The organism is Turneriella parva DSM 21527 (assembly GCF_000266885.1).
Taxonomy (GTDB): domain Bacteria; phylum Spirochaetota; class Leptospiria; order Turneriellales; family Turneriellaceae; genus Turneriella; species Turneriella parva.
In genome coordinates this window covers 2443297-2466707 of record NC_018020.1, presented here as the reverse complement: position 1 = coordinate 2466707, position 23411 = coordinate 2443297, and the positions used below count along the sequence as shown (strand labels likewise).

General features: G+C 51.8%; 20 protein-coding genes and 1 other RNA gene. 12 read left to right on the top strand and 9 right to left on the bottom strand.

The features are described 5' to 3' along the window. Positions 1-100 precede the first annotated feature (100 nt). Both TURPA_RS11780 and TURPA_RS11775 read right to left on the bottom strand, forming a co-directional pair. A complete protein-coding gene (locus TURPA_RS11780; protein WP_014803527.1) occupies positions 101-781 on the bottom strand; it encodes a response regulator in 681 nt (226 codons plus the stop codon). Between the two features lie 49 nt (positions 782-830). Continuing rightward, the gene (locus tag TURPA_RS11775) at positions 831-2615 is read right to left on the bottom strand and encodes a sensor histidine kinase (protein WP_014803526.1); all 1785 of its coding nucleotides are present in this window, start codon (positions 2613-2615) and stop codon (positions 831-833) included. A gap of 201 nt (positions 2616-2816) precedes the next feature. On the opposite strand from TURPA_RS11775, the gene TURPA_RS11770 reads away from it, so the two are divergent. From TURPA_RS11770 to TURPA_RS11750, 5 genes are all read left to right on the top strand, one after another. Next, the gene (locus TURPA_RS11770; RefSeq protein WP_014803525.1) at positions 2817-3692 is read left to right on the top strand and encodes a hypothetical protein; all 876 of its coding nucleotides are present in this window, start codon (positions 2817-2819) and stop codon (positions 3690-3692) included. A gap of 22 nt (positions 3693-3714) precedes the next feature. Next, the gene (locus TURPA_RS11765) at positions 3715-4545 is read left to right on the top strand and encodes a hypothetical protein (RefSeq protein WP_014803524.1); all 831 of its coding nucleotides are present in this window, start codon (positions 3715-3717) and stop codon (positions 4543-4545) included. Positions 4546-4653: 108 nt separating this feature from the next. After that, entirely contained in the window at positions 4654-6441 is a 1788-nt protein-coding gene (locus TURPA_RS11760) for a hypothetical protein (RefSeq protein WP_014803523.1), read from the top strand. Further along, the gene (locus TURPA_RS11755; RefSeq protein WP_157210476.1) at positions 6438-8255 is read left to right on the top strand and encodes a hypothetical protein; all 1818 of its coding nucleotides are present in this window, start codon (positions 6438-6440) and stop codon (positions 8253-8255) included. The genes TURPA_RS11760 and TURPA_RS11755 overlap by 4 nt, the downstream gene beginning before the upstream one ends. A 40-nt stretch (positions 8256-8295) precedes the next feature. Then, positions 8296-9459 carry an ankyrin repeat domain-containing protein gene (locus TURPA_RS11750; protein WP_014803521.1) on the top strand — a complete coding sequence of 388 codons (1164 nt, stop codon included), beginning with the start codon at positions 8296-8298 and terminating at the stop codon, positions 9457-9459. Between the two features lie 2 nt (positions 9460-9461). Here the strand turns inward: TURPA_RS11750 and TURPA_RS11745 are convergent, their stop codons facing one another. Both TURPA_RS11745 and TURPA_RS11740 read right to left on the bottom strand, forming a co-directional pair. Continuing rightward, positions 9462-10580 carry a multiheme c-type cytochrome gene (locus TURPA_RS11745; protein WP_014803520.1) on the bottom strand — a complete coding sequence of 373 codons (1119 nt, stop codon included), beginning with the start codon at positions 10578-10580 and terminating at the stop codon, positions 9462-9464. Between the two features lie 118 nt (positions 10581-10698). After that, positions 10699-11340, bottom strand: a complete 642-nt coding sequence (locus TURPA_RS11740; protein ID WP_014803519.1) for an SH3 domain-containing protein — start codon at positions 11338-11340, stop codon at positions 10699-10701. Between the two features lie 258 nt (positions 11341-11598). Here TURPA_RS11740 and TURPA_RS21865 point away from each other — a divergent pair, with 258 nt between their 5' ends. The 4 genes from TURPA_RS21865 to TURPA_RS11720 all read left to right on the top strand — a co-directional run bounded on the left by TURPA_RS21865 (position 11599) and on the right by TURPA_RS11720 (position 16067). Beyond that, positions 11599-12438, top strand: a complete 840-nt coding sequence (locus TURPA_RS21865; RefSeq protein WP_053332181.1) for an MORN repeat-containing protein — start codon at positions 11599-11601, stop codon at positions 12436-12438. Next, a complete protein-coding gene (locus TURPA_RS11730; RefSeq protein ID WP_014803517.1) occupies positions 12435-13703 on the top strand; it encodes an ankyrin repeat domain-containing protein in 1269 nt (422 codons plus the stop codon). Before TURPA_RS21865 ends, TURPA_RS11730 begins: the two co-directional genes overlap by 4 nt. Positions 13704-13815: 112 nt before the next feature. Further along, positions 13816-15093, top strand: a complete 1278-nt coding sequence (locus TURPA_RS11725) for a hypothetical protein (protein WP_014803516.1) — start codon at positions 13816-13818, stop codon at positions 15091-15093. A gap of 212 nt (positions 15094-15305) precedes the next feature. Next, a complete protein-coding gene (locus tag TURPA_RS11720; protein ID WP_014803515.1) occupies positions 15306-16067 on the top strand; it encodes a hypothetical protein in 762 nt (253 codons plus the stop codon). Positions 16068-16074: 7 nt separating this feature from the next. Here TURPA_RS11720 and TURPA_RS11715 read toward each other — a convergent pair whose 3' ends face one another. From TURPA_RS11715 to TURPA_RS11695, 5 genes are all read right to left on the bottom strand, one after another. After that, on the bottom strand, positions 16075-16662 hold the full coding sequence (locus TURPA_RS11715) for a hypothetical protein (protein ID WP_014803514.1): 588 nt from the start codon (positions 16660-16662) through the stop codon (positions 16075-16077). 273 nt (positions 16663-16935) lie between these two features. Further along, an RNA gene (rnpB, locus tag TURPA_RS22560) (RNase P RNA component class A) lies at positions 16936-17364 on the bottom strand. A 155-nt stretch (positions 17365-17519) separates the two neighbouring features. After that, positions 17520-18368 (bottom strand): flagellin N-terminal helical domain-containing protein, encoded by an 849-nt coding sequence (locus TURPA_RS11705; protein ID WP_014803513.1) that lies wholly within the window; start codon positions 18366-18368, stop codon positions 17520-17522. A 378-nt stretch (positions 18369-18746) separates the two neighbouring features. Beyond that, positions 18747-19592 carry a flagellin N-terminal helical domain-containing protein gene (locus TURPA_RS11700; protein ID WP_014803512.1) on the bottom strand — a complete coding sequence of 282 codons (846 nt, stop codon included), beginning with the start codon at positions 19590-19592 and terminating at the stop codon, positions 18747-18749. A gap of 425 nt (positions 19593-20017) precedes the next feature. Further along, positions 20018-21127: a hemerythrin family protein gene (locus tag TURPA_RS11695; RefSeq protein WP_014803511.1), complete on the bottom strand. Its 1110-nt coding sequence runs from the start codon at positions 21125-21127 to the stop codon at positions 20018-20020. Between the two features lie 127 nt (positions 21128-21254). Here TURPA_RS11695 and TURPA_RS11690 point away from each other — a divergent pair, with 127 nt between their 5' ends. The 3 genes from TURPA_RS11690 to TURPA_RS11680 all read left to right on the top strand — a co-directional run bounded on the left by TURPA_RS11690 (position 21255) and on the right by TURPA_RS11680 (position 23399). Next, entirely contained in the window at positions 21255-21938 is a 684-nt protein-coding gene (locus TURPA_RS11690) for a DUF2461 domain-containing protein (protein WP_157210475.1), read from the top strand. A gap of 41 nt (positions 21939-21979) precedes the next feature. Next, entirely contained in the window at positions 21980-22456 is a 477-nt protein-coding gene (locus TURPA_RS11685) for a hypothetical protein (protein ID WP_014803509.1), read from the top strand. A gap of 100 nt (positions 22457-22556) precedes the next feature. Then, positions 22557-23399 (top strand): LEA/WHy family protein, encoded by an 843-nt coding sequence (locus tag TURPA_RS11680; protein WP_014803508.1) that lies wholly within the window; start codon positions 22557-22559, stop codon positions 23397-23399. The last annotated feature ends 12 nt before the right edge of the window (positions 23400-23411 follow it).

Sequence of the window (23411 nt, the reverse complement as noted above, 5' to 3'; positions counted from 1 at the left end):
ATTCTGGTCATAATTGCCTGAACCGGGCGGTGTGAATCCCTATATACTCTAAAGTTCAATTTGATCGATTTAAATCTCTTCTCAACCACCAGTTTTCCCCTCACGAAACCCACTTCGCCATACTCTTCAAAAAACCTAGCTTATGCCCGGCGCGTATCGCTTCTTTCTTGCTGTTGACCTCAAGCCGCTCGTAAATATTCTCAATGTGCCGGCGCACGGTGTGTTCGCTGATGTCGAGTTCGTCGGCGATTTCTTTGTAGTCGAAGCCGAGCGCGATGTGGTTCAGAATACTGATTTGGCGCTCGGTCAAGAGATTCTGCGGCGCATCTATATCCACCTCTGCTTTACCGGGCTGCGCCTGCGCAGTGACCAGCTGTGAAATTTTGAGCGCTACGCGTGGCGTGAGCGTCGAGCCGCCCTGTAGCATCACCTTGAGCTCGGCGCAGAGCAGCCTGCGGTCGGTGTCTTTGAGCAGATAGCCGCTTGCACCATTCTGGATCGCGTCGATGATATATTCGCTGTCTTCGAACACCGTAAAGACCACGATTTTCATCTGTGGTATTTTTTTCTTGAGGATTTTTAACGCGGCGATGCCATTCATACCCGGCAGACCAATGTCGAGAATACACAGGTCGGGCAGCATCACAGGCAGTTTGCGTATCGCTAATTCTGCCGAGCCAAATTTTCCGACGCAGGTGAGCTCGGGGTCAGACTTGATCACACGTTCGAGCTCATCTGCGATGGTCTCGGTATCTTCGACGATGGCAATGCGGGCATGCATATCGAATACTTACACTGCCTGTCGGCGAATGTCTATAGGGCAGGCTGCCCTATGCCTGCCCCCTGAATCGCAGGGCAACGGTCGTGCCACGCCCCATCGACGTCAGAATCTTGAGTCTGCCCCGCAGGCGCTCGGCGCGGTAGCCGAGGCTTTCCATACCGATGTTCTTCGCTGCGAGCGTCTTTTCAAAACCGACGCCGTTGTCGCGCACGGCGAGAAATCCCCCTTGCTTGTTGATGCGCAAAGTGAAGACAATCTTGCTGGCCTGTGCATGGCGGGCAATATTCGAAATGATTTCGCTCACGGCACGTTCAATGTGGTAGGCTTCGGTAGTGCCGATTGCCTGCGCGTCGATGACAATATCTCTCTCGATTTCAAACTTTTTTGCGAGTTCGAGCCGGCGCAGCAGGTCTTCGATCGTCTTTTCGAGTTTTGCAGGCAGATGCTCTTCGGTATGCAGCAGAAACAAGAACTCTCTGATTTTGTCGAGCGTGCTGCGCAGACCCGAGACGAGCTTGCTGCTGAGTGCACTTTCGCCCTCTGACTGAATTTCTATAAGGCGCATCTGAAACTCGGTGCCGATGACATCGTGAATATCGCGCGCGATGCGTTTTTTATCTTCGAGTCGCTGGTGCTGCAGTGCATGATTTTCACCCTCGATTGCCGAATAGCGATCGCCCAGAGCAATAGAAAGAAAGATTGCCTCAAGCGCTGTGCCGACCTGCATTGCGTGCAGCGTAAAGGTATTCGACGGCAGAATCGCTGCGGTCTGCAACAGGTTGATCAGCGCGCCGCCAAGCATCGCAATCATCGCAATAGCATAATAGAAGCTGAACGGCAACTTTCCCACCGCTGAAAGAACCCCCAGCGCGAGAGAATAGATGACTGCAATCGCAACGACAATTGTGGCGATGAGAAAAATGCCCTGCGGTGCAAGAAACGGGGTCACGAAGCCCGCAACCACAAATAAGGGGTAGGCGAGTTTTATTTTGCCATACAGGCGCGGCATGCGCTGCGGCACGTTCAACACAGCGCTAAAGAAAGCGATACCGAAGATAGCGGCAGTAAACTTTGCCGCGCTATGGCTATATTTCTGCCAGAGAAATGCGTCTGGCCAGATAAATGCAAAGCCGTGGCCGAAGAGGCCCATGTACATCACCGAAATCGACATGATAAAAAGTACGTAATACAGATACATGCGCAGCCGCAAACGCAGATAGAGCAACAGGTTGAAGAGAATCATACTGAACATCAGGCCATAAAAGCCCGCATGCAGAACATTCGTGACCTGCAATTCATCGATATAATGCCTCTCTGAGTGCAGCGTAAAACCCATGCGCGTGACCAGATCAGATCGAATCGAAATCCGCAGAATTTTTGTTTCGCCAGCTTTGAACTGCAGGCGATATGCCGGTAGCGGCGCACGGTAGTCGCGCGCATAAACCGAAGCACCTTCACCCGCAACTTTTGTCGCTGCCGCTTTGTCGCTCAGCTCTTCAACGGCGACGCGTTCGGTGATCGCCAGATGGTGTTCGAGCACATAGATGCGATCGTCTTTCGTGTTGTTGCGCAGTTCAACGAGCGCCCAAAACGGCTCGGTATATAGCTGCATCTTCTGCGTGGCGGCGATGCTCTCAGCGGTGTTTGATGTGCAGCGTTCATCGTCTGGTGTCGGTAACTGCACTTTAGGCGGACAGATGCGTAATACGGTCGTCAGATCGAGTGACTCGAAACTTGGCGCCAAGTCCAGATCGGGTTTGGCGTAAAGCGCGCCACTCGTGGCTGCGGCGACCAGCAGGCATGCCAGGTATTTAGATCGGCGACTCTGTACCATAGGGGGTGACGATTTGATCCGCACCCGCGCCGGCGTCAATTCGAAATGGGAAGTTTTACGATGATGCCGCCCACCATGTCGAAATCTGACGTGGTCAACAAATTCGCGGCTATTGCCCTTTTCAACGTGATTTGTGTGCTGCGCGAATAGGGCACGCTGCCCTATGGACAATGGACCTGATATCGGCTAAGACCCTGACTGATGAAAACAACAACGATCAGGCTTATCGCTGCCGCCTTTAAGCGCAGCGAAATAATTAGCGCAAGAGGCAGGCAAGACCTAAAATTAGGATTAATCCTACTTGCCGCTTTTTTTGCCACCAATGCCGTGCATGCACAGGCGAAGGGCAAGAAGGGTAAGGCTGTTAAGGCTACCGTGGCTGAGAAACCGGCAGAAAGCCCCAGCGCCGGTGTTGCAACACCCGTGCAAGAAGAACGGACGCCAACCCGCTGGTCTGACTCAGGCATCAATCTGGGCGTTTACGGTGCCTACACAAACCCCTCGGTCACCCTAAACGGCGCGCCCGACTCTTTCAAGCTCGAAAAAGAAGCCGGGTACAGCTACGGGGCGAAATTGTCCTATCAGGTCAAAAATGTTTACAACTGGTTTACTGCATTCGACGCCTATGAGTACAAATTTTCGGGAAACCAGAATGGCCTGTCTCAGAAGTATGTCTATTCAGGCTACAAAGCAGTTGGCGGACTCGAACTTACCGGTTTTGGCATGAGCGGCCTTCAGAATCCGTCGCGGGTCAGCACCGGATTCAGTTACAGTTTGCTTATTGGCGGTGGCTTTCACTTGCCGACGAAAGCCACAGTGGAGATTGACGGCAAGGTGCTCGATCGCAGCGCATTTGTGAATACCGCCGCCGGGTTCGTCAGGTTGGGACTAAACATCTACTATGTATTCAGCGCCGGCGTCAACCTGGGCCTTGGTTATCACTACGATTGGATGGGTAGAATCGAAAAGAAAACCGACACGGGAGAAGAACACAAGATTATTAACTCCCACAACTTTCACGTGTTTGTCGATGCCCGAATACTGAACTTCGGCAGCAACACCTACGCAAGAGACTGAGAATTATTCTAACGGAGAAAATATGAAACAGCAAAAATCAAAAATAATACAGGGCGCATTGGCCATGACAATCATCGCTATTTTCGCTAACTGTATCAACCAGGGTGCGGCGATTACTTTAACCGGACGAGCAGTTAACCCACGCAAACAAGTAAGCTCGGCAGATTACGCGTTAACTGAAACTACTGTTGAGCGCATCGAGGCAATACCCCAGGCTGCAAGCGGTAACGAAGGAGTGCAAACCGGCTTCTTTACTTCAACCTCAAAGGCAGACAGTGCAGGCAACTTCAAGGTCATGGTCAGCCCCGGCAGCAGAACTTTGCTCGTAGCAACACTTAAAGATAAGCAGGTGTGGCAGGCAATGATTGACGCAAAAGACGCAGATGCGGCGCTCGGCGACGTGGTATTCGTCGACCCAAAAACAACCGTGTTTAACCTCTGCTGGTCAGCGAACGGAGACCACGATGTTCGATTGCTAAACACCTCATCGGGCTCTCATTGGGGTTTTTCTGGTACAGGTTCAACGGCCGAGGCAACGCTTGACTTTGACGTGCAGACCGCTTCAGGGTGCGAGAATATTACGTTGTTGCAGAATAGCGGAGCGAAGTACGTTTTCGCGGTGGCACGATTCAGCAACACTATAGATTTTCGCACCGTTTCGGTTCCCCAGGCAAGACTGATCACCGGCAATGGCATCACCACTGTTACAGCAAGCGCAAGCTCAACAGGTTGTGGCGCCGCCGACCGGTGGTGGGCTGCATTCTCGTACCAGAACGGGGTTGTAACTGTGCTGAATAAATGCTCGAATGACACGTCGAGCGACTCGGCGATTCCCGCGTCGATTCAAAACTAGACGAAAGTCCGCCAGACCGGCGATTGCCGGTCTGGCGGACGCAATGCTTCGCATAGGGCACGCTGCCCTATGGACTTGACGCAGAATATATTGTATGAATAATGCAATATGAAAAAACTCCCATATGTCCATTCCGTGATATTTCTAAGCCTGTTGGTAGCTTCGTGTACGAAGAAGGCGTTTACCCCCATGAAAGAGCCGGCTGTTCTGGTTGATTTGAGGCCCAGAGTAAATCAGGTAGAGGCAGTCAAGTTTATTCAAGAGCCTTTAAAAGAGGGTTACGTTGAGTGGCGTGAAGCAATGCTTAATGCAATCGAGTTAGAAGGCATCTTACACGTAAAGGACAAAGATGTCGACTTCTTGCTGTGGCAGGCGGCATGTCCTAAAGAACTAAAGTGCAACGGTGAAAAGATTTACTTACCGCTGGCTGAAACCGTAGAGTACGATGCGGCAAAAATGCCATTTGCAAAAGAAATAGTAAGGCGCAATGAAAAGGCGCATCTATATGTGGCGAAGAAAGACGAAGCGGCGGACGTGATTAAAATGCGAAACTTTTTCCACGGTGCATATGAAGAACGACCTGCAAAATTTATGCCCGAATTGATGCGGTTTTTCTTGCCGGAAAACGACGCGGAGTTTTTCCTTGTGGCTCATCGTATAGTTGAACCATATAAGTACTCAATCTATGCAACTGAGGAGAGAGAAACGCTTGGTGTTGATAACTCCCTGTGCGGAAGAAGATGGGCAGATATTCCCAAACCCGATGACTTCATCAAAAATTTTCGTACCTACGCAGAGAAACAATTTGACAGGTACCTAAAATCCAGCGTAGATAATTTCCCTTTGACGGCGCAGGGATTTGTCAAGCTCGCGGAAAGTATCGATCGAAATTGCCTTCCCGGGAAAAAGGAAAAGATTTTTCTTCGCTTATTGGAAGAAAAAAGCATTGCCATGCAGCCAGTTGATAAATCAACTTCCAACAATCCAATCGATACCCTGAGAAAAATTGCTGGTGTTGAAGACCCGGCTTTTATCCCGTCGCTCACATTTGTGCACGACCGCATAGAGGCAGGCATGGTCGCTCAGTTGAAAACTCCGACTGAAACGTATGAATTTTATGTTTCCTATATAGACGCCAGGCCCAAACAACTCGGGTTAAGGTTCATATTGCGCTTGAAACCCAAAGGAGACGTAACCCTTAAGCATGTCGAGGCACTTACCGCAGCCGCGAAAACAGAGAGAGATGCCGCAGAAACAGGACAGAAAGCGCCTCAAGCAACAGACTTTTCGTCCCTGACCGTAGATTATGAACCTGTCAAAGATTCAGACTATTTGAATATACATAAGCACTTAGAAAAAGAAGCGGCCACACTGATAAAAAAGACTGGGGAGGCAGATTTCAGCGGAAAGCTAACAAGCCGATCTCTACAGCTATTAGCCTTGAAGTATGGCGAGGGTAAACTGGATAAAACCACAGGACTTTTTTCATACGTTGTGACTTTGCAAGCTCCCGAACCATATCATACGTTCGCAAAGATGGTGAGATATACCGCTAGTGGGAGTGCCAGTGTAGGTGTGTTCGAAGGCCCCATGCACGAATCTTTCGAGGACGGCAGAACTGGGTATGGGCCTGGGGTCAAGTTACGCTGGTATGATGCGGCATCTTCTTTTTACCTGGAAGGTAGCCAGCTTGTACACGATCGATCCGGAGGTTTTGAATCTGCCGTCAAAGGGGTTTGCTTCAAGATCGGTGACCGCTTCGCCTTGACTTTTGAGCCCGCAGAACTAATCAATGCCGAGCCCAACATTTTTGTTAAGTATTTCTCCAAATATGGTTCATTTTGCAGTATCCTGTTGTTCCCCGATAAGGTTCGGGAAATGCCGAAGAAGCGATGAGCAAGGAACATGGAGGGATCAAGATGATCTTTAGGTACATAGGCAGAGACGACACTCTCAAATCCGTTCTGGTAACTTGCTTACTGACACTGGCTGCTACCGGTTGCACCAAGAAGACTTATATCGCCATGCCCGAACCGGCGGTGATTATACAGTTGAATGGCGAAAAGCCAATCGACATTCTGCAAGAGCCGCTAAAAGACGGCCGCATCTCATGGGATGAAAAAAAGGTACCCGCGATCGATATTGAAGGGGCGCTTCGGGTGACATACCAGAAAGTGGACTATTTTTACTGGCAGGTCAAGTGTCCGGCACAATTGCGATGCAATGGCGAGAAAGCGTATGTACCCATATCGATGACGAAACAATTTACTGCCAGCAACATGCCCTTTGCAAATGAACTTCAGCCGGTAAAAGATCTGCAGTTCTATGTCGCGAAAAAAGGCGACGAAGCTGATGCACTGCTGATGCGCGAATGGATGAAAAACCACAAACGTCCTCAGCCCGGAAAATACCTTCCTGACATGGCGCTGGCGATACTGGATATCCGCGATGAGACCATTCTCGAACGCCAGGACAAACTCGTACATATGTACCTGCTTTCGACTTTCCTGGCGCAAGACGCTGAAAGTATTCTAAATTATCCATGGCTGATGCGACACTATGAAAAGTACAAAGGTTATTTAAGACCGGCAGCAAAGCCCGAAGAAGCCGAGCACGCGCCGGAAAATAAGTTTCTTGCGGCTTTCGCACAACACATGCGTGATTTATACGACAGGTATCTGGCTCTGGCTGTGGAGAAATTTCCGTTGCGGGCATCGACCTTCAAACAATTGGCCGCGGAATTCAATAAGATAACCCATGTGCCCCTGGTCAGAGAGCTCATCATCGCCCGTATTTTCGAGGATAAAGCCCTTGAGCTGGACTTTTTTTCTGATGCCGAATTTGGGCGTCGCTATGCGCCTGAACATGAGGCGAAAGTGACCGTGGCTGGGAACAGCAAGATCGGTGTCTCGCTGTCTCTCAGAGATGCGAAGGTTGATCTGACTATGCATGCCGATAAGGCCGAGGCCACCGAACATGGTTTGCGTTTTTTCGTAACTGTCGAAAAAGACTACTTTGCGGGCGTAGCGGTTCCAGTATCTGCCGATACGCAGGACGCGAGTGCAAGTACGGCAGAAGCGCCGGTAACGCCACCATCGGCAGGCCCGGAGCAGAATCGAAACAAAAGCCTGGCCGCCTATTCGTATCATATCAAATTGAATCCGAAAGTTGGCGAAACATCGAAATACCTGAGCGTCACCCAGGGCATAGAGCAAGACATTAAGGAATATAAGAAAACTATATCTGATAACGATTTCGCAAACGGCATTACGCAGGAAAGCCTGTTAAAGCTGGCGATCAAATATGGCAAGGGTGAGTTTGACAAAAAAATCTGGCAATACCGTTATAAAGTTACCCTCAGTAAGGGAAAAGTCTATAATACCTTTCTGGCCATGGCAAAACATAATGCCAGTAATGGTGCGGCGAGTGACTATGATTATAGCGGCACTTTTCCGAAATCCGACGTGCGTTGGGTTCAATCGGCGCAGGACGGCGAGTACTCCTTTTCTATTTTGTTTCCTGCGCGCGAATGCGGCCGGGGCTGCGGCACGATGCCGGCACGGACGGAGTCTTGTTTCGGCAACGGCAGTGACATCGATGTCGTATTCGACCCTCGAGCGGTGCGGTCCCTTAAGGACTATGCCATCACGGTCGACTTCGGCGAGCAGCGTGGAGAATGTGCCGAAGTACTGACGCCGCGTGACAAGTAAGTCGGCATTTGCCATCCGTCTGGTATTTTCTTGCCTGCTCATGGTAGCCACTGCTTGCGCTACCAGGCAGGTTCGCCTCGAATATGCCAGAGAAGAGACAGACGCCCTAACCGACGCTGTCTGGGATAAGAATCTGCAGGCGGCACGCGCAGCGCTTGCCAAGGGGGGCGATCCGAATTATTTATATCAGGGAACGACCCCGCTGTTTTTTAAAGCGCTGAGACTCGGAACGGACTGGGCAGAGGCCTTCGCCGACGCGGGGGTTGATATCAACCTACAAGACTGGAAAAAGAACACCGCACTCATCGCCATGGTCGATCAGCGCAACCACGAGGCAATGCGCTGGCTGATTCGCCGCGATGCTGATCTCAACCACCGCAGTTTTCATGGCCATACCGCGCTGCTCCTGGCTTACATTCACGAAGATGCAACCAGCATCGCGATGCTCAAAAAAGCCGGGGCAAAAGAAGATATTTTCACGCATTCGGTTTCGGGTAACGCAGAAGGTCTGCAAGAGCGCGTGCGTGCAGGTGAAAGCGTCAATGAGTACAGCTCATATGGCATACCAGCACTGGTCTATGCCGCCGGCTTCGGCCGAACCGAATGTGTTCGTATGTTGCTGAGCCTCAGTGCTTCGGTCTCCGTTTCAGATCGCGAAAATGGCATCACACCAGTCATGGCTGTGGTGATGTCTGATATCCCCAATAAAACAGAAGTCTTGCAGCTGCTGGCAAAGGGTGTCCCAAATCTGAACATAACCACTGCTGACGGCGAGCGACCCATTGTCGTCGCCGCGAGGCGGCAAGAAAATGAGGTCGTGCGGCTGCTCGCCGAACTCGGTGCCGACGTCAACGCGCGCGACGAAAAGGGCGCGACGGCGCTCTCGTATGTCACCGACGCTGCAACAGAAAAATTTCTGCTCGCGCGGCGCGCAAAATGCGGCGACCCCAAACGGTTCACCTGCGGCCGCGGCGGCAGGCGCACAGAAAAAACCAAGGTGATCGCCGCCGACGGCCTTTATCTGCGCGACGCACCATCAATCGAGGCGACGAAGCTGACATTAATGAAAGCTGGCGCCACGGTCATCATTCTCTCGCGTGCGCCGGGCAAAGACCACGAGCACCACGACGGCCGCACCGGTGTGTGGTGCCGGGTCAGGTTCAGGGGGCGCGAAGGTTATGCGTTTAGTGGGTTTTTGGAATAACGTCACCACTTCGCCGCATCGCACGGGCCGGCGTAGAGAACATTGTGATGAATTTTCTCGGGTAACGTGAACTTCGATGCCTTGTGTTCGAGACCACCCTGGCGGCGATAGACAATCTCGCAGCGCAAGTCCCGCGTTTTGGTTTCGAAGATCACCCTATCGGCTGCCACGAGTGTGCCCGGGTCAGGCCTTAACACAGAATCGGCGACGAGGCTGCGGTCGATGACCCTGACCTGCTTACGGTAGTCTTTGCGAAAGAGTTCTTCACCTGTACCGCTCTTTACATAAAGAGAAAAAATACGCAACAGATCGCCCGTGGGGAAATAATGACCCAGATTTTCGAGGCGAATATCGAACGTGATGCGCCGGCGATCGTCGTGGGGTGATGACACGATCTTGTACTTGAATACCGATTTGAGATCACCTTTGGGGTGCAGACTATGGTCGGTTTTCTCGAAGTGGCAACTGTAACAGGCGACGCGCCGGTCGGCCACAACCTCGCGGTATTCCTCTACCGTGTTCTGCATCGGTATCGAATTTTCATAAACCGGCCACGGCTCATGGTGGCTGACAAAATTAAACTGGTGGCAACCTCCGCAATACTCTTCGTCGCCGAGCCGGGTATCGACATAGAGCGGGTGAAAGAGTTTCGACTCGTCGCGTTTCTTTGCGTTACGGGTGTAAATTTGCCCGTCTTTCATGTGGCAGACAACACACGAGACGCCGGCATGGTGCAGGCCCGGCTCGTCTTTGCCTTCGACGCCCAGCTTCTCAAGCGGGGTTCTATCGCGTTGCCACAGTGGCCCATGGCAATTTACACACCATGCGGTTTTTTCCAGTTTGAACGCGGTCTGAAAGATGGCGTTTGAAAAGGCCCGCGCATGGTTGGCCTGTTTCCAGGTGCGAAATACCTCGGCGTGGCACATCGAGCATTCTTCACCCGTCATGACACGGGTGTCGGGTATGGAAGGCTCACTGGGGATAAACCCCGGCGCGACCGGGTGCACACCCTTGGAGAATTTGCCCGCGTTCGTGCCGACGAGCATATAGCTGACGGGGTTATGGCAGCCAATACAATCACCGGATAGCTTGCGCAACCCGGGATGCGTCGAGCGGTTCATAAGCAGAGCGGTGCCGCCGCCCGCAAGCAGCAAGCTGGCGGCGGCGAAATAGGCGATGGTTCTCAGAGTGGGCTTGATTTTCTAGGCACCTTTAAACCAAAACGCGACACGGAAATCGCTAGTTACATTGGATATCACTATCCTTGATGCTACCACCGTTGGCCGTTGCTAAGATAGTTGCGGCAGTAATTCTGCAAGTCTCTCTTACCGTTTCACAAGTGCCACAGTCTCCTCGCGAACCGGGGCAGTTTCGGTACTTCAGAACAAAGGTAACGCCATCTTCAGTAATATCTTCATTCGCTGTTGCGGCGCGCGCGCAGCCCATGTCTGTGCCATAGATAGAGAGCGAATTTGAATCTTTCATTGCAAAATTGTTGTTGAAACTGAGCGATTTGAAATGATCGACTACAGAATTTCCTGATGAACTATTTTCATCGTCTGCTTTCACAACCGGACTGAACCAAGACAAGAACCCACCAAACACCCAACCCGTCTTGCCTTGCCACGAAACTTTCGTCCACTTGCCTTCGGTCTTGTCGATCGTGAAAGATTCCGGCTTTTCTTCGAGCTTCTGCACCTCTTGCCTGTATGGTATCGTCAGCATTTTCTTGCCCGTGGGCGAAGGCTCTTCGCGCATGTTGAGACCGTCTTTGACGGCGACGTAGCGAATGCCCGTGTCGGTGACTTTTGGCTTGCAGGCGGTGGCCATCAGGCCCAGAGCTGCCAGCGTGGTAGCTATCAGTAAAGTTTTGGTTTTCATATCTTATTGTTACTCCCTATTCGAGCGTTTGTCCATAGGGCATGTTGCCCTATGTTGACTCCTCTCGCAGTCTGCGTCGACCTGACATTTCTTCAGGTAAAGTCAAGCAACACGCGTTTAGCCTGCCAGAACGGTATGCATCCTCATTTCTTGTTGGGCACCCATACCGAGGCATGATTTTTTGGGGTATGCAAACGCCCCGCGCATAGGGCACCATGCCCTATGGACATTCGCCTTAATCTCGTTTATAGAAAGCTTATGAAATACACGAAAACGAACCAAATGAGATTTTTATTGCTTTGTATCGCTTCGCTTTTGCTCGTCGATTGTTCGGCCAGAAACGCCCAAAGCGAGACGATGGCAACAACACCCGTCAAACCTGAACCGATAAAGACCTCGTCGCGGGTCGTTTATGCAGCCATCAATCGAAGTTTACCAGCGCTCAATGACGCATTGGCAGCGAGGGAAAACGTAAATGCCACAGATAATTATGGCAGAACGGCAATAATGTACGCAGCAATCTACGGAGACATGGATATGATCAAGCGCCTGATCAAGGCTAAAGCTGATTTGGCGCTCAGAGACAAAGAAGACAAAACGGCCGTAATCCACGCGCATATGGAAGGTCATCACGAAGCCATGACCTACCTGCATAAAGTTGGGAAAAAAGCCTACGGTTATTGGACTATAACGAAACCTTTGCCAATGTTGGGCGACCGTACCTACATCGGCGGGCTATACTTTAGCCACCCAGACGGCAAAGGTGTACTCACCACAAAACAAGCGATTTATAAAGCCGAATTCAAATTGTATGAGTTGCATGGTTTGGCTGAGATTGAATATGCAAGTGGCAGTAAATTCGTGGGCATGTACAAGAATAATAAACGAAATGGCAAGGGTACGTACACAAGCAGTCAGGGCTCGTACAGCGGTGATTTTAAAGATGACAAGTATCACGGCAAAGGGGTCGAAACCTTTCCCGATGGCATTAAGTATCAAGGCATATACAAAAATGGCGAACGCCATGGGCCCGGCGTCTACACAACTCCCGACGGGCGTATTGATATTGTCGAGTATGTAGACGGCAAACGTAAGTGAAGTACACGACCACGGCATTTAGCGCGCGCCACCAGCACCATGCCAGACGCTTCGCGGCGCTCTTTGCCGCAGTCGTCATTGCCGTTTCAGCTTTGCTCGCCGTAGCCTGCAAATCGGCCCCGACCATGCGCACGCGCTCTGGTTCACCGCACCAAGAAACCGAAAAGCTGCGCGAAGCGCTTTATGCAAAAGATTTTAATGCCGCGCGAGCAGCGCTTGCCGCGAATGCCAACCCGAATGAATCGTATCCTCAGAATAAGCCGTGGCTTTTTATCGCGCTCGAACATGGCCTCGATTGGGCCGAGCTGTTCTATGAAAACGGCGCCGATCTCGAAACCCGGAACAGCTCTGGCTTCACTGCCTTGCTCGCTTTGACCGACAATCGCAAGCATAACACGATGCGCTGGTTATTAAAGCATGGCGCTGATGCAAACCATGTTGGCAATGGGGGATTCACCGCTTTGCTGCTAGCCTATATACACGACGATGCTTTGGCTGTGAAAATTCTGAAAGATGCCGGGGCACGCGAAGATATTTTCACGCACTCGGTCTCTGGCAATGCGGCCGCGCTCAGAGATCTGCTCGCCACCGGCGCTGACCCAAATCAGCTCAACTCCGGCGGCAGATCAGCCCTGAGCTATGCCGCTGGCTTCGGCAGGGCAGACTGCGTCAGGGTGTTGCTTGAATTTCGCGCGCACATCAACCACCGCAACCCCCATCATGGTGGCACAGCGCTCTTGAATGCCACCAAATCAGATTTGCCGAATAAGATCGAGATTCTGAGCACCCTCATTGCCTCAGGTGCCGACGTCAATATTCCAGACCACCACGGCATAACCCCGCTTATCTCCGCCGCTTTTCGCCAGGACAACGATGCGGTAAAATTACTCGTCGAATCCGGCGCCAAGGTCAATGCTAAAACGCAAAGGGGGGCCCGCGCCCTATCTTATACCACCGATGCCGAAACAGAGGCACTGCTTCTCGCTCGGGGTGCAAAGTGCGGCGAAAAGCCTCGCTTCACCTGTGCGCGCGGCGGCAAACGCGCTGAAAAGTCGAAGGTCGTCGCCTCTGACGGCCTCTACCTGCGCGATCAGCCGTCGATTGAAGGCAAGAAGCTGGTGCTGATGCCCGGCGAGGCCACAGTCACAATTCTTTCGCGCGCCCCCGCACGCCATCATGAATGGCAAGACGGACTCAGCGGCGTCTGGTACCGTGTGAGATACAAGAAACTCGAAGGCTACGCATTCAGCGCGTTTATCGAATAGCGACTGCATAGGGCACGCTGCCCTATAGACTTTTTTAGAATTGTGAAGTAGTGGAAAACATCAGCGCGTCTTCGTCGTTTCGTTGTTACGAAGAGCGCAAGGAGTAATTACAATGAAAAGAATCTCAATTTGGATAACACTCATGGTTTTCATTCTGGCTTGCAGCCAGGGGGGTGGAGGTTCAGGCTCTGGAGGCACTTCCGGTACGCCCAGCGGCGGCACCACCACGCCCGCTTCAACTGCCAAATGGACCACGACCGAAAGGTACCACTGCGCAACTGGGCTGACGGGTTTTGACACATGCAATTCTTTGCACGGATTCACTGGCAACGGCAACTACTACATTGCCTATAGTGCCCGAACCGTCAGCGGCTCTAGCCGATTTGCGATCGATTTGTTGAACAGCAGTTTCACAAAGGTCGGTGACTTCGCGGCGGTATTGCCAGGAGCGACAACGAGCGTCTATTACACCCTGATGGATACCAACCACGACAATGTCATCTTCCATTCATGGGCAGGTTTAGGTACGGGCGTTTCCACCGTTTATCACGTGAACATGGCTACATTGACGATGACGCCGATAACTCTGCCGACGACGGGCATCAATGCAACCACGCTCTTCTTTCCAATATTGTTTCACGATCACAAGCTCTACGGCATGGCCCAACGGCTCAGCGACGGGAAAGCCTTGCTTTACGTCATCAACCTGACAAACACCGGGGCACCGACCATCAGTGAATTTATGGGCCTGCATGATAACACAACGAACACTGCAAACTGGCGAAACACGATTCCCGATTCGCAGATTCGCTATTCGGTAAAATTTATCGGTGTCATCGGTGACCTGATTATTTTCTCGCCTCACTCTTCCACTGACGTCAACGGCGACGGCATCAACGAACATTCGGAGATTTACTGGGTAAACAAGCACGACAACACCAAGGCCGGACATTACAATACTGGAAATGTCGGCATCCAGACTATCCGGTTCACGCAAGATGAAGTCTATTACAGCTATGTGGCTTCACCTCAATACAACTGGAAAAAAATCTCGCAGGTTGGCACAGGTGCAGCAGCTACCGGACAGCAAACAGAAGTGTTTCCCCTTTCCGCAAGCTCGCCCACCGGTATGCAGTACCTTAATAGCCGTCTGGTTACGGGCGATCTCTCCGAAAACTTCAGGGAAATCGACACCACAACATATACTGTAAAAACCAAGCAGTATCCAAAAGGTTCTGGCACCCCATCGATTTCGTGGTCTCTCATATATGCCTGCTCACAATCGTGTCAAGGCAATGCGGCGAACTATAATCCCAGCACCCTTACCACTGGTTCACGCTCATTTGCGAGGGCCGACAAAACTATGCAGGAGATTACATTTCACGAATAGACTGATTTCTATAGGGACACTCCGCCCCAAGCAAACGGTTGCGATAAGAGTTCCCTGAAAAATGGCCTGCTAGCGTGTTGCAGGCTGCCTCTGACTGCGGCAGAGATTTGAGACCTTGCGTACATTTCCGGGAAACACACAGTGTTTCCCGGGGACTTTTCTCAACTGCCAACTCAAGCTTTACAAGTTATTTCTGCTGACCTCGATGGGCCATGCGCGCATTCATCGCGAGAGGTTTCATCACTCTCACACTCACCTTTTCTCTCTTCGCGCAAAACCCGTTCATTGACGTCGCGTTCGGCAGTTCGCCCGATGCGATTCAGGCCGCAGCAAAAGACGTGTCAAACCCGCAAAGCTGGGATGAAACTGCGTTTGAAGTTATAAATCCCCCTTTTGTTCTATTTAATCAATTTAAGCCAGCGAAATGTGTGTACACGTATTTCAAGCAGCGGCTCTACAGTCTCAGGTGCGTGTTTGCGCGCGAACGGTTCGAGGCGCTCTATACGAACCTCGTGGTGCTGCGCAAGGTGCCCAAAGACCGTGATTTCGCAAAGGGGGATAAATCAGCCACATGGTATGGCGATTATAAAGACGACCGATTTGCAGATGTGCTGAACATTTATCAGTTAGGCGCAGAGACGGTCGTCAACTACAGCGATGAGACGCAGAAAGATTTTCGTTTCTCCGATCTGTTTCGTGGCATGACGCCCTGGCTGATTCTGGCATTAGTCGGCCTCTTCGCGGGTTATCTGGTGTTCGGCTGGCTGATGACGAGCAAGTGCCCCAAATGTAAAACGCGCAAACTGAAAGTGACCGGCAAATCATATGACAACGCGAAAGATTACGACCCTGGCATTTTTTCACGCGACGTGCACTGGGACGAAATCTACCACTACAAATGCGCCAACTGCGGTTATGAAAAAGACGACGTCTACAGCAGTTTCTGGAGCTGGCGCCGCGATCAAGGCGAATAGCGGGCGACTAGAGTCCCAGTAATTTTCTCATCGGTGTGTAGGCGTTCGGCAGCCATGACAGAATGCCAATGGTGAACGCCGTGTAGAGCAGCACGATTTTTTTGCGCGCGACCATGCGCCCTCTTGCCTTCTCTGCCCAGACAAAGTAGCTGAGGCAGCCGAGCGCAAAGAACCACTCGATCAGTATGGCAGCATAGGGAAATCTGCCGTAAGAATTGAGTCCCACTTTCATCGAGTCGGGCCCGAGCAATTCGTGTTGAAATCCGACTATGATATCTGACCAGACATGCAAACAGGTCAAAAACGCTGCGCCCAGTGCGAGCTTCTTATTTTTCCAGATGAGTTGCACCAGCAAGAACACGACGCCACCCAGAATCAGATTCGGTACGACATTGTGGCTGTACGTCATGTGCACGTCGAGGTTGTTAAAAGTCGCATCGAGAATTGAGTCGGGCTTAGTTGGTTCGACGCCGACGAGAGCCAGCACAAGCCATAAGAACTCGGCGAGGTTGGCGGTCAGCAAGAGCAACCAGAACGGCGCTTGTGGCAGATGCGGGCGCACCAAAAATGCGGATGCATAGTGTCCAAGTACCATTTACGACTCCTTCATGACTTTTTGCAGAAACACAAAGAAGCCGATGTAGACCGCGATCAGAACCCAGATGAGTGATGAAGTCATGCCCGATGTACCAGTGTGGCAGCGGGCGCGTAAACATAAAAAAATCCGGGGTTGTCTAAAAAGTCACCGCTCAGACGAAAACGCTGTATTTGCCTGCGGCAAATTCACGCGAAACGGCCTATTCAGGCCGGTTTCCGCCTGAGCGCCGCGCCTGTGCAGCGCGGTTCGTGGCTTTTTAGACAACCCCGGATTAACGACATTCATAAGCCGGATTCTGTCCCGGAGATTTCGTAAGAACGAAATATCCTTTGGCAACCATTTGTCTTGTCTGCGGGTTATACCCCGCAGCTCTTCGCTTTCTACCCGCTGCACGATTTCGGCTGGGGTCAGCCGGGCCGAAACCCTGAAGAAATCTGCAGCTGCTCGAAATTGCACCAGGGGGAGTTTACCCTGCCGCAAACCTCTCGGCCGCGCGGTGCGCTCTTACCGCACCTTTTCACCCTTACCTCAACTGAGGGGTGTTTGCACACCCCTCAGTTGAGGTGGTATATTTTCTGTGGCACTGTTCATGCGTTTCGCTGCGTGAGCAGCGTTAGCTCCAGATCTCTCTGGCCCCGTACCCCGTGGTGTCCGGACTTTCCTCTCTTAATTAGCTTTTGCGGTGGCGTGAAACACCACCGCAAAAGTATCATCTCTGAGCGGTTGCTCCTGTCAGCGTTCATTCTAAACAAAAAATGCTAAATATGCCAAAAAAAAGCCCGGCTACCTCAATAAAGAGGAAACCGGGCACCGTGTTCGCGGTCTAGGTTGCCCTAAAGCAACGCTAGATCCGTTTAATCACGGCCGAGCAGGCGCATCACGCTTGCTGCTTTTTGGTTCGCCTGGGCAAGCATCGCCGTACCACTCTGCTGCAAGATCTGGCCCGAGGTGAATCGAACCATCTCTTCGGCCATGTCTGCATCGCGAATGCGGCTTTCTGACGCCTGTATGTTTTCATAAGCGTTCATCAAGCCCTTCGCAGACATTTCAAGCCTGTTAGAGTAACTTCCCAGATCGGCCCTTTGCTTCAGCAATTTGCCTAACGCCTCGTCGACCACGCCAATGAGGTCATTGGCCTGTGCCGCCGTCGACAGCGACTCTGACGCACCGTTTTCCTTCAGTTTGAAGGCGGTGGCGGTCATCGTGCCGACGAAGACGCGTTCGCGCTGGTGCATGTTGGCTCCCATGTGAAACCACATCGACGCTGTCTTTGAGGTTCTTGCATAGTCACCGAGCAGCACCTTGAAGCGGTTGAACTCAGCCTGCGACGCGATACGATCTACCTCGTCGACGAGCTGAGAAATCTCAACCTGCATCATTTGCCTGTCTTCTGCCGTGTAGATACCGTTGGCCGACTGAACGGCCAAAACGCGTACCCGCTGCAACAGATCGCCGAGCTGGTTCAAATAACCGTCGGCTGTCTGTACAAAGCTGATACCGTCTTCGGTATTTCTTTCTGCCTGGCGCAATCCCTGCACCTGAGTTCTCAGTTTTTCTGAAACGGCGAGACCCGAGGCATCGTCGGCTGACTTGGTGATTCTTTCACCTGAAGCCAGACGTGCGATGGTCTTGTCTGTTTCCCATTCATTAAACTTAAGAACCCGGTGTGCATTGATTGCGCTCAGGTTGTTGCGAATGATCATAGACACTCCTTTGTCTTTATTTGCAACTACGTTGCAAATAAAGGTAGAAGTTAAAGGGGTACTGCGTACCCCTTTAAAACCCCGCCACTTGCGAACGCAATTGCATAGAGTGTCTGTTGATCGAGACTTCGCTGCTGCGGCATCCTTGCTGCAGCAGCTCCATCACTCGCGTGACGGGTCTCTCCCAATCAGACACCCATTTCGCAGCGCGGTGCGCTGCGAAATGGGTGTCTGTCAAGACCCGTCGAAATCAAATTCAGTATGACAAACACGAAAAGGCAGCCTGTGCTGCCCTTGCGTTTCGTTCGGCTCGCGCCGAACGGGTTATGCACGATTTGCTCACGCCTGCGGCGTCAGCAAATCGTGCGCTAGTTCCCGTTATCGAAGCAAAGCCAGCACTGATTGTGGTTTTGCGTTGGCTTGCGCCAGCATTGCCGTACCACTCTGTATCAGTACCTGGTTCTTTGTGAACTTCGTCATCTCTTCTGCCATGTCGGTGTCGCGAATACGGCTTTCAGATGCCTGAATGTTCTCATAAGCGTTCATGAGGCCTTTTGCTGCGTGCTCGAGGCGGTTGAAGTACGCGCCGAGGTTGGCACGCTGCTTATTCACCTGATACAGCGCTTCGTCGGTGAGGCCGATCATGCTGTTCGCTTTCGCTGCAGTTGAAATCGACTCGATACCGCCAGCCTGTGTACGCAGATTCAGAGCTGCAGCTGTCATAGTTGTGATGAACACACGCTCACGCTGGTGCATGTTGGCACCGATGTGAAACCACATAGAAGCTGTCGCTGAAGTGCGGGCAAAGTCGCCCTGCAGCAGTTTCATGGTGTTGAATTCTGCCTGAGATGCAATACGATCAACTTCGTCGATCAGCTGAGACACCTCAACCTGCATCATCTGGCGGTCTTCGGCGGTATAGATACCGTTTGCAGACTGCACACCGAGAACACGAATGCGCTGCAAGAGTTCGCTGAGCTCATTCAGATAACCTTCGGTTGTCTGAATCATGCTCATGCCGTCTTCAGCGTTGCGTTCTGCCTGGCGCAGGCCGGCCACCTGAGTGCGCATTTTTTCTGAAACCGCAAGCCCCGATGCGTCGTCGCCGCCGCGGTTGATGCGCATGCCGCTCGAAAGCTTCTCCATGCTCTTGCTGGTCTCTTCGTGCTGAAACTTCAGCACGCGGTGCGAGTTAATCGCACTCAAATTGTGATTGATAATCATAAACCCTCCGTTGTTTTTATCAACACCTGCGGGGCTCTGTCCTTTTCGCGACAGGTGCAGAACCCATTACCAAGCCTTCCCTGGCTTGCTGCCCCGACCCACCGGGAAAGGCCGGCAGGCAAGAGCGGTGTTCAGGCAAAACAAAGCAGCTTTCTGCCCTGCTCTACCACTTGAGTCTATCTACGGAGTTTAGGTATAGAGATGTGGAGTTAAGTTGATGCTAACTCATGAAACCTGAGGCAATCTGAGCAAAGTTAACGCAATTTTAGGCCTCTGTTTAATCCTATTTATCATTTTTTTTGCAATTTTCACCCCTAATGGTAGTTTCGTCAGAATATTTTAGAGCTTGATGCATTTTTGCGAAAAATGCGAAAAAAAGCAAAATGAGGATCTACCCCGAATCTAAACCCGAAATTCGATAGAAATCAGCGCGCCGCGTTACCGGTCACGTACTGGTAGAGCAGAATCTGCGCTTTCTTGAACTGTACCTTTTTCTCGGTGATGAGCTGCTTCGAGATCTGTAACGCCCCGGCGTTTTTCTCGCGGCACAGCTTCGCAAATTTGGCGTCTTCGATGAGAATGTGCGAAAGCAGCCATTCTTTGAGATCTTTGACCAGAAGCGTGGCGGCGCTGCGGGTGCCGGTGCCATAGTCGGTGTTGTGCTCTTCGATCGTTTTGACGAACGCTGCGTGCTGTTTCTTGTGACCGGCGCGGGTTTCAAAACCGAGTGATTCCATCATCGCCTCTTCAGCGGAGAAATGTTCGTGCACGTAACGCTTCACCTCGGGCAGCATCTCGCCCAAAAGGTGCGCACGTTTTTCGTACCCCTCTTTCAGAGCAACCTCGAGCTCGACAACCATCTTGATCAGCCACAGGTGCTGCATGTCGATCATGGGCACATAGAGCCGAATCGAATAACTGCGCCACAGGCGGCGAATCTCGGCGAGCACAACATCTGAAACACCCGGCACAATCTCATTGTTTTGCGTGATCGCCGCATGCAGCTCAAGCTGCTGGTCACTCAGCACAAACTCAGAACCTGACGCGACGACGGTCTGAAAGTAGCCATTCGCGTCAAAACCGGCCTGGCGCAGAAAGTTGCAGTAGGCTATATCTTCTTTCTTGATATGCTGCACGAGCCAGTTCTGCAAGAACTTGCCGAGGTTTGCCGCATTTTCTTCTGACCTGGCGGCAAGGTTTTGAATATTCGCGACGAAGTTACTGTGCTGCTTTTCGTGCGCAGCCTCTTCGGGGTATTTCGCCGCAGCGAAGAGTATTTCTTCAGCACGAAAATGCGTCTGCGCATATTTCACGCATTCTTTCAGAACTCCGTCGACCTGCTTCTGGTCGCGCGCTGGGGCTTTCAGCAGCTCTTCGAGGTGAAAAATCAGAGCGATCAGCCACATGTGCTGCGCGTCGAGCAAGTCGATGCCCATGGTGAAATCGTGCTCACGCCAGAAGCGGCGCATTTTCGCGACGACGTCGCCGCTGACCTGAAACTTTATGTTCTCTGTTTCAATCGCCAGCGGACTCATAGCTGAGACTTTTTTTGAGCAACGAGACGTCAAACAATTATAGACTTAATAGTCTTTAATTGTTTGACCCCTGCCCCGTTTTCTCGATTGTGATTGCAGCCGAATGGTCAGAAAAACTGCTGTTCCCGTGAAACAGAGCGATTTCAACTTTCTCAGGTCCCTCGCAAAGAATAATGACCGCGATTGGTTCACCGAGCATCGCGAAGAATTTGAGACTGCGCAGAAGAATTTTCTCGAACTCGTGGCAGGGCTCATTTTCGTGCTCAGCGAACATGACGATTCGGTATCGAACATCGACCCCAAAAGCTGCCTTTTCAGAATCTACCGCGATGTACGCTTTAGCAAAAACAAAGCCCCTTACAAGACGCACCTCGCCGCGTTCATCTGTGCCGACGGAAAAAAATCAGACATAGTACCCGGCTATTACGTGCACGTCGAACCCGGCGGCAGATCGCTTTTCGGTGCCGGCTATTACCGGCCGGCAAAACCTGTACTCGCCGAGCTGCAGAAAAACATCGCCTCACCCTCAAGCCGAATCGTGAAACTTCTCGCTGACAAGACACTGCGCAAGGCTTTTCCCGATCTCAGCGACGACGACAAGCTGGCGCGGGTGCCGCGCGGCTTTGACAAGAACCACCCGCAGGCAGAACTTCTGAAATTGAAGCATGTATTCTTGCTGACCAGCCTCAGCGACCAGACAATGGTGAAAAAGACTGTATTGCAAGATCTGGGCAAGCTTGCTGAACCGCTGTGTCGATGGAACCTGACACTCGCCGAAATCGGGGCATTGCACAAGAGACGGCAAACCTGACAAATCACTTTACATCAAGCAACGGTCGGCTACAAAAGGCCATGACAAAAGCAGGATTAACCACGATCTCGATCATATTCGCTTCGGCGCTGCTCTTCGCGCAGAATAAAGCAGACGATATTCCCGTGAGCGATTTGCCCGCAGACGTGAAAGCAGTGGTCGATGCCTATGCAAAGCTGCTGAAAGAGAGCAAAAGCATCGACGAAGCAGCGACCGCGTTTAGGCCCCTCGCCGGTGGCTCGCTCGTGAACGATAACGGCAGCCTGACCTCGAACACGGTCCAGTTCGGCTTTAAGAAAGACTACAACAACTTTAAGCACTACCAGTATCCGGTGGTGATTACCCGCGTGAACAAGACGATCTCGCGCGGCGAAGGTTATGGCCTGCAAAAGATTGCCGGCCCCCGCTACAAAATCTGGATAGCGAAAGACGACCCTGCAAAGGGCATGCCTGCGCCTGTCTCGATTATTGCTCCCGAAGGTGGCGCCCCGCGAATTGTGAACGTGGGTAGTTTTTAGATGCGATAGAGAACCAAACCGCTTACGCGGTTACGTTCTCTATCGCGCCTGGTAAATGCAAAAATCTTGACGCCCCCTTTCACGTTTGGGGCAGTCGGCGATGCGACGAAAAATTTGGGCTGCGCTGGCAGTTTTTTCTGTTTTCACCTTCACCTCGTGCGCTCTTCTGCAAGGGCGCTTCAGCGAATTTACGCCTGATATTTCATTGAAAGAAGTTAACCTTCGAGGTTTCGATTTTGAAGGCGCTGACCTCGAATACATCTACACGATACGCAATAAGGTTGGCTTCGGTATCACGTTCAATAAACTCGCGTTTCAGATCAGTGTAGACGGCAAGCGTATGGTCGACCTGCAGAACGACAAGAATGTCGTGATCAAGGCGAACGACAGCACAAACTTCACGATTGTGCAGCGTGTGCGTTATGTCGAAACGGTTGAAGCCATTTTCGATTTTGCGAAGAAAGATTCGGTGAATATTGGCCTTACCGGTGCCGTCGGTATCTACATCAACGACCTGGTCGGGTCTATCAACGTGCCGATCGAAGCGTCGAAAGTGGTGCCTGTGCCCAAGTTGCCCCAGGTGCATTTCGGTTCACTCGATTTCGAGCGCATGAACATGGCGAATCCGTTGAACCCACAGGCGACGTTCTCGCTGAAGTTTAACGTGCGCAACCCGAATCCGTTTGCGATGAAAATACCCAAGATTGAATACGACTTCACCGCTGCCGGTACCCGCGTGATCAACGGCGTCAAAAATGACCAGCAGCTCGCCGCTCAGGCCGATTCGACGGTCACGATTCCAGTGAATCTCTCGGGCCGCAATGTAATAGAACTCGCTCCGAAATTGCGCGACCTCAAGACCACCGACTACCGCTTCACCTCGGCAGTCGAATTCGCCGTCATGGAACAGACAGTTAGCCTGCCGTTTTATTATCCTAAGTGATTTGGCTGGTTT

What these genes read in the sequence shown, in the direction of transcription:
- TURPA_RS11775 (WP_014803526.1), bottom strand. Translation starts at nt 2,615, where the DNA reads ATGGTACAGAGTCGCCGATCTAAATACCTGGCATGCCTGCTGGTCGCC.
- TURPA_RS11695 (WP_014803511.1), bottom strand. Translation starts at nt 21,127, where the DNA reads ATGAGTCCGCTGGCGATTGAAACAGAGAACATAAAGTTTCAGGTCAGC.
- TURPA_RS11720 (WP_014803515.1), top strand. Translation starts at nt 15,306, where the DNA reads ATGCGCGCATTCATCGCGAGAGGTTTCATCACTCTCACACTCACCTTT.
- TURPA_RS11715 (WP_014803514.1), bottom strand. Translation starts at nt 16,662, where the DNA reads ATGGTACTTGGACACTATGCATCCGCATTTTTGGTGCGCCCGCATCTG.
- TURPA_RS11780 (WP_014803527.1), bottom strand. Translation starts at nt 781, where the DNA reads ATGCATGCCCGCATTGCCATCGTCGAAGATACCGAGACCATCGCAGAT.
- TURPA_RS11740 (WP_014803519.1), bottom strand. Translation starts at nt 11,340, where the DNA reads ATGAAAACCAAAACTTTACTGATAGCTACCACGCTGGCAGCTCTGGGC.
- TURPA_RS11725 (WP_014803516.1), top strand. Translation starts at nt 13,816, where the DNA reads ATGAAAAGAATCTCAATTTGGATAACACTCATGGTTTTCATTCTGGCT.
- TURPA_RS11705 (WP_014803513.1), bottom strand. Translation starts at nt 18,368, where the DNA reads ATGATCATTCGCAACAACCTGAGCGCAATCAATGCACACCGGGTTCTT.
- TURPA_RS11700 (WP_014803512.1), bottom strand. Translation starts at nt 19,592, where the DNA reads ATGATTATCAATCACAATTTGAGTGCGATTAACTCGCACCGCGTGCTG.
- TURPA_RS11755 (WP_157210476.1), top strand. Translation starts at nt 6,438, where the DNA reads ATGAGCAAGGAACATGGAGGGATCAAGATGATCTTTAGGTACATAGGC.
- TURPA_RS11685 (WP_014803509.1), top strand. Translation starts at nt 21,980, where the DNA reads ATGACAAAAGCAGGATTAACCACGATCTCGATCATATTCGCTTCGGCG.
- TURPA_RS11680 (WP_014803508.1), top strand. Translation starts at nt 22,557, where the DNA reads ATGCGACGAAAAATTTGGGCTGCGCTGGCAGTTTTTTCTGTTTTCACC.
- TURPA_RS11760 (WP_014803523.1), top strand. Translation starts at nt 4,654, where the DNA reads ATGAAAAAACTCCCATATGTCCATTCCGTGATATTTCTAAGCCTGTTG.
- TURPA_RS11770 (WP_014803525.1), top strand. Translation starts at nt 2,817, where the DNA reads ATGAAAACAACAACGATCAGGCTTATCGCTGCCGCCTTTAAGCGCAGC.
- TURPA_RS21865 (WP_053332181.1), top strand. Translation starts at nt 11,599, where the DNA reads ATGAAATACACGAAAACGAACCAAATGAGATTTTTATTGCTTTGTATC.
- TURPA_RS11750 (WP_014803521.1), top strand. Translation starts at nt 8,296, where the DNA reads ATGGTAGCCACTGCTTGCGCTACCAGGCAGGTTCGCCTCGAATATGCC.
- TURPA_RS11765 (WP_014803524.1), top strand. Translation starts at nt 3,715, where the DNA reads ATGAAACAGCAAAAATCAAAAATAATACAGGGCGCATTGGCCATGACA.
- TURPA_RS11745 (WP_014803520.1), bottom strand. Translation starts at nt 10,580, where the DNA reads ATGAACCGCTCGACGCATCCCGGGTTGCGCAAGCTATCCGGTGATTGT.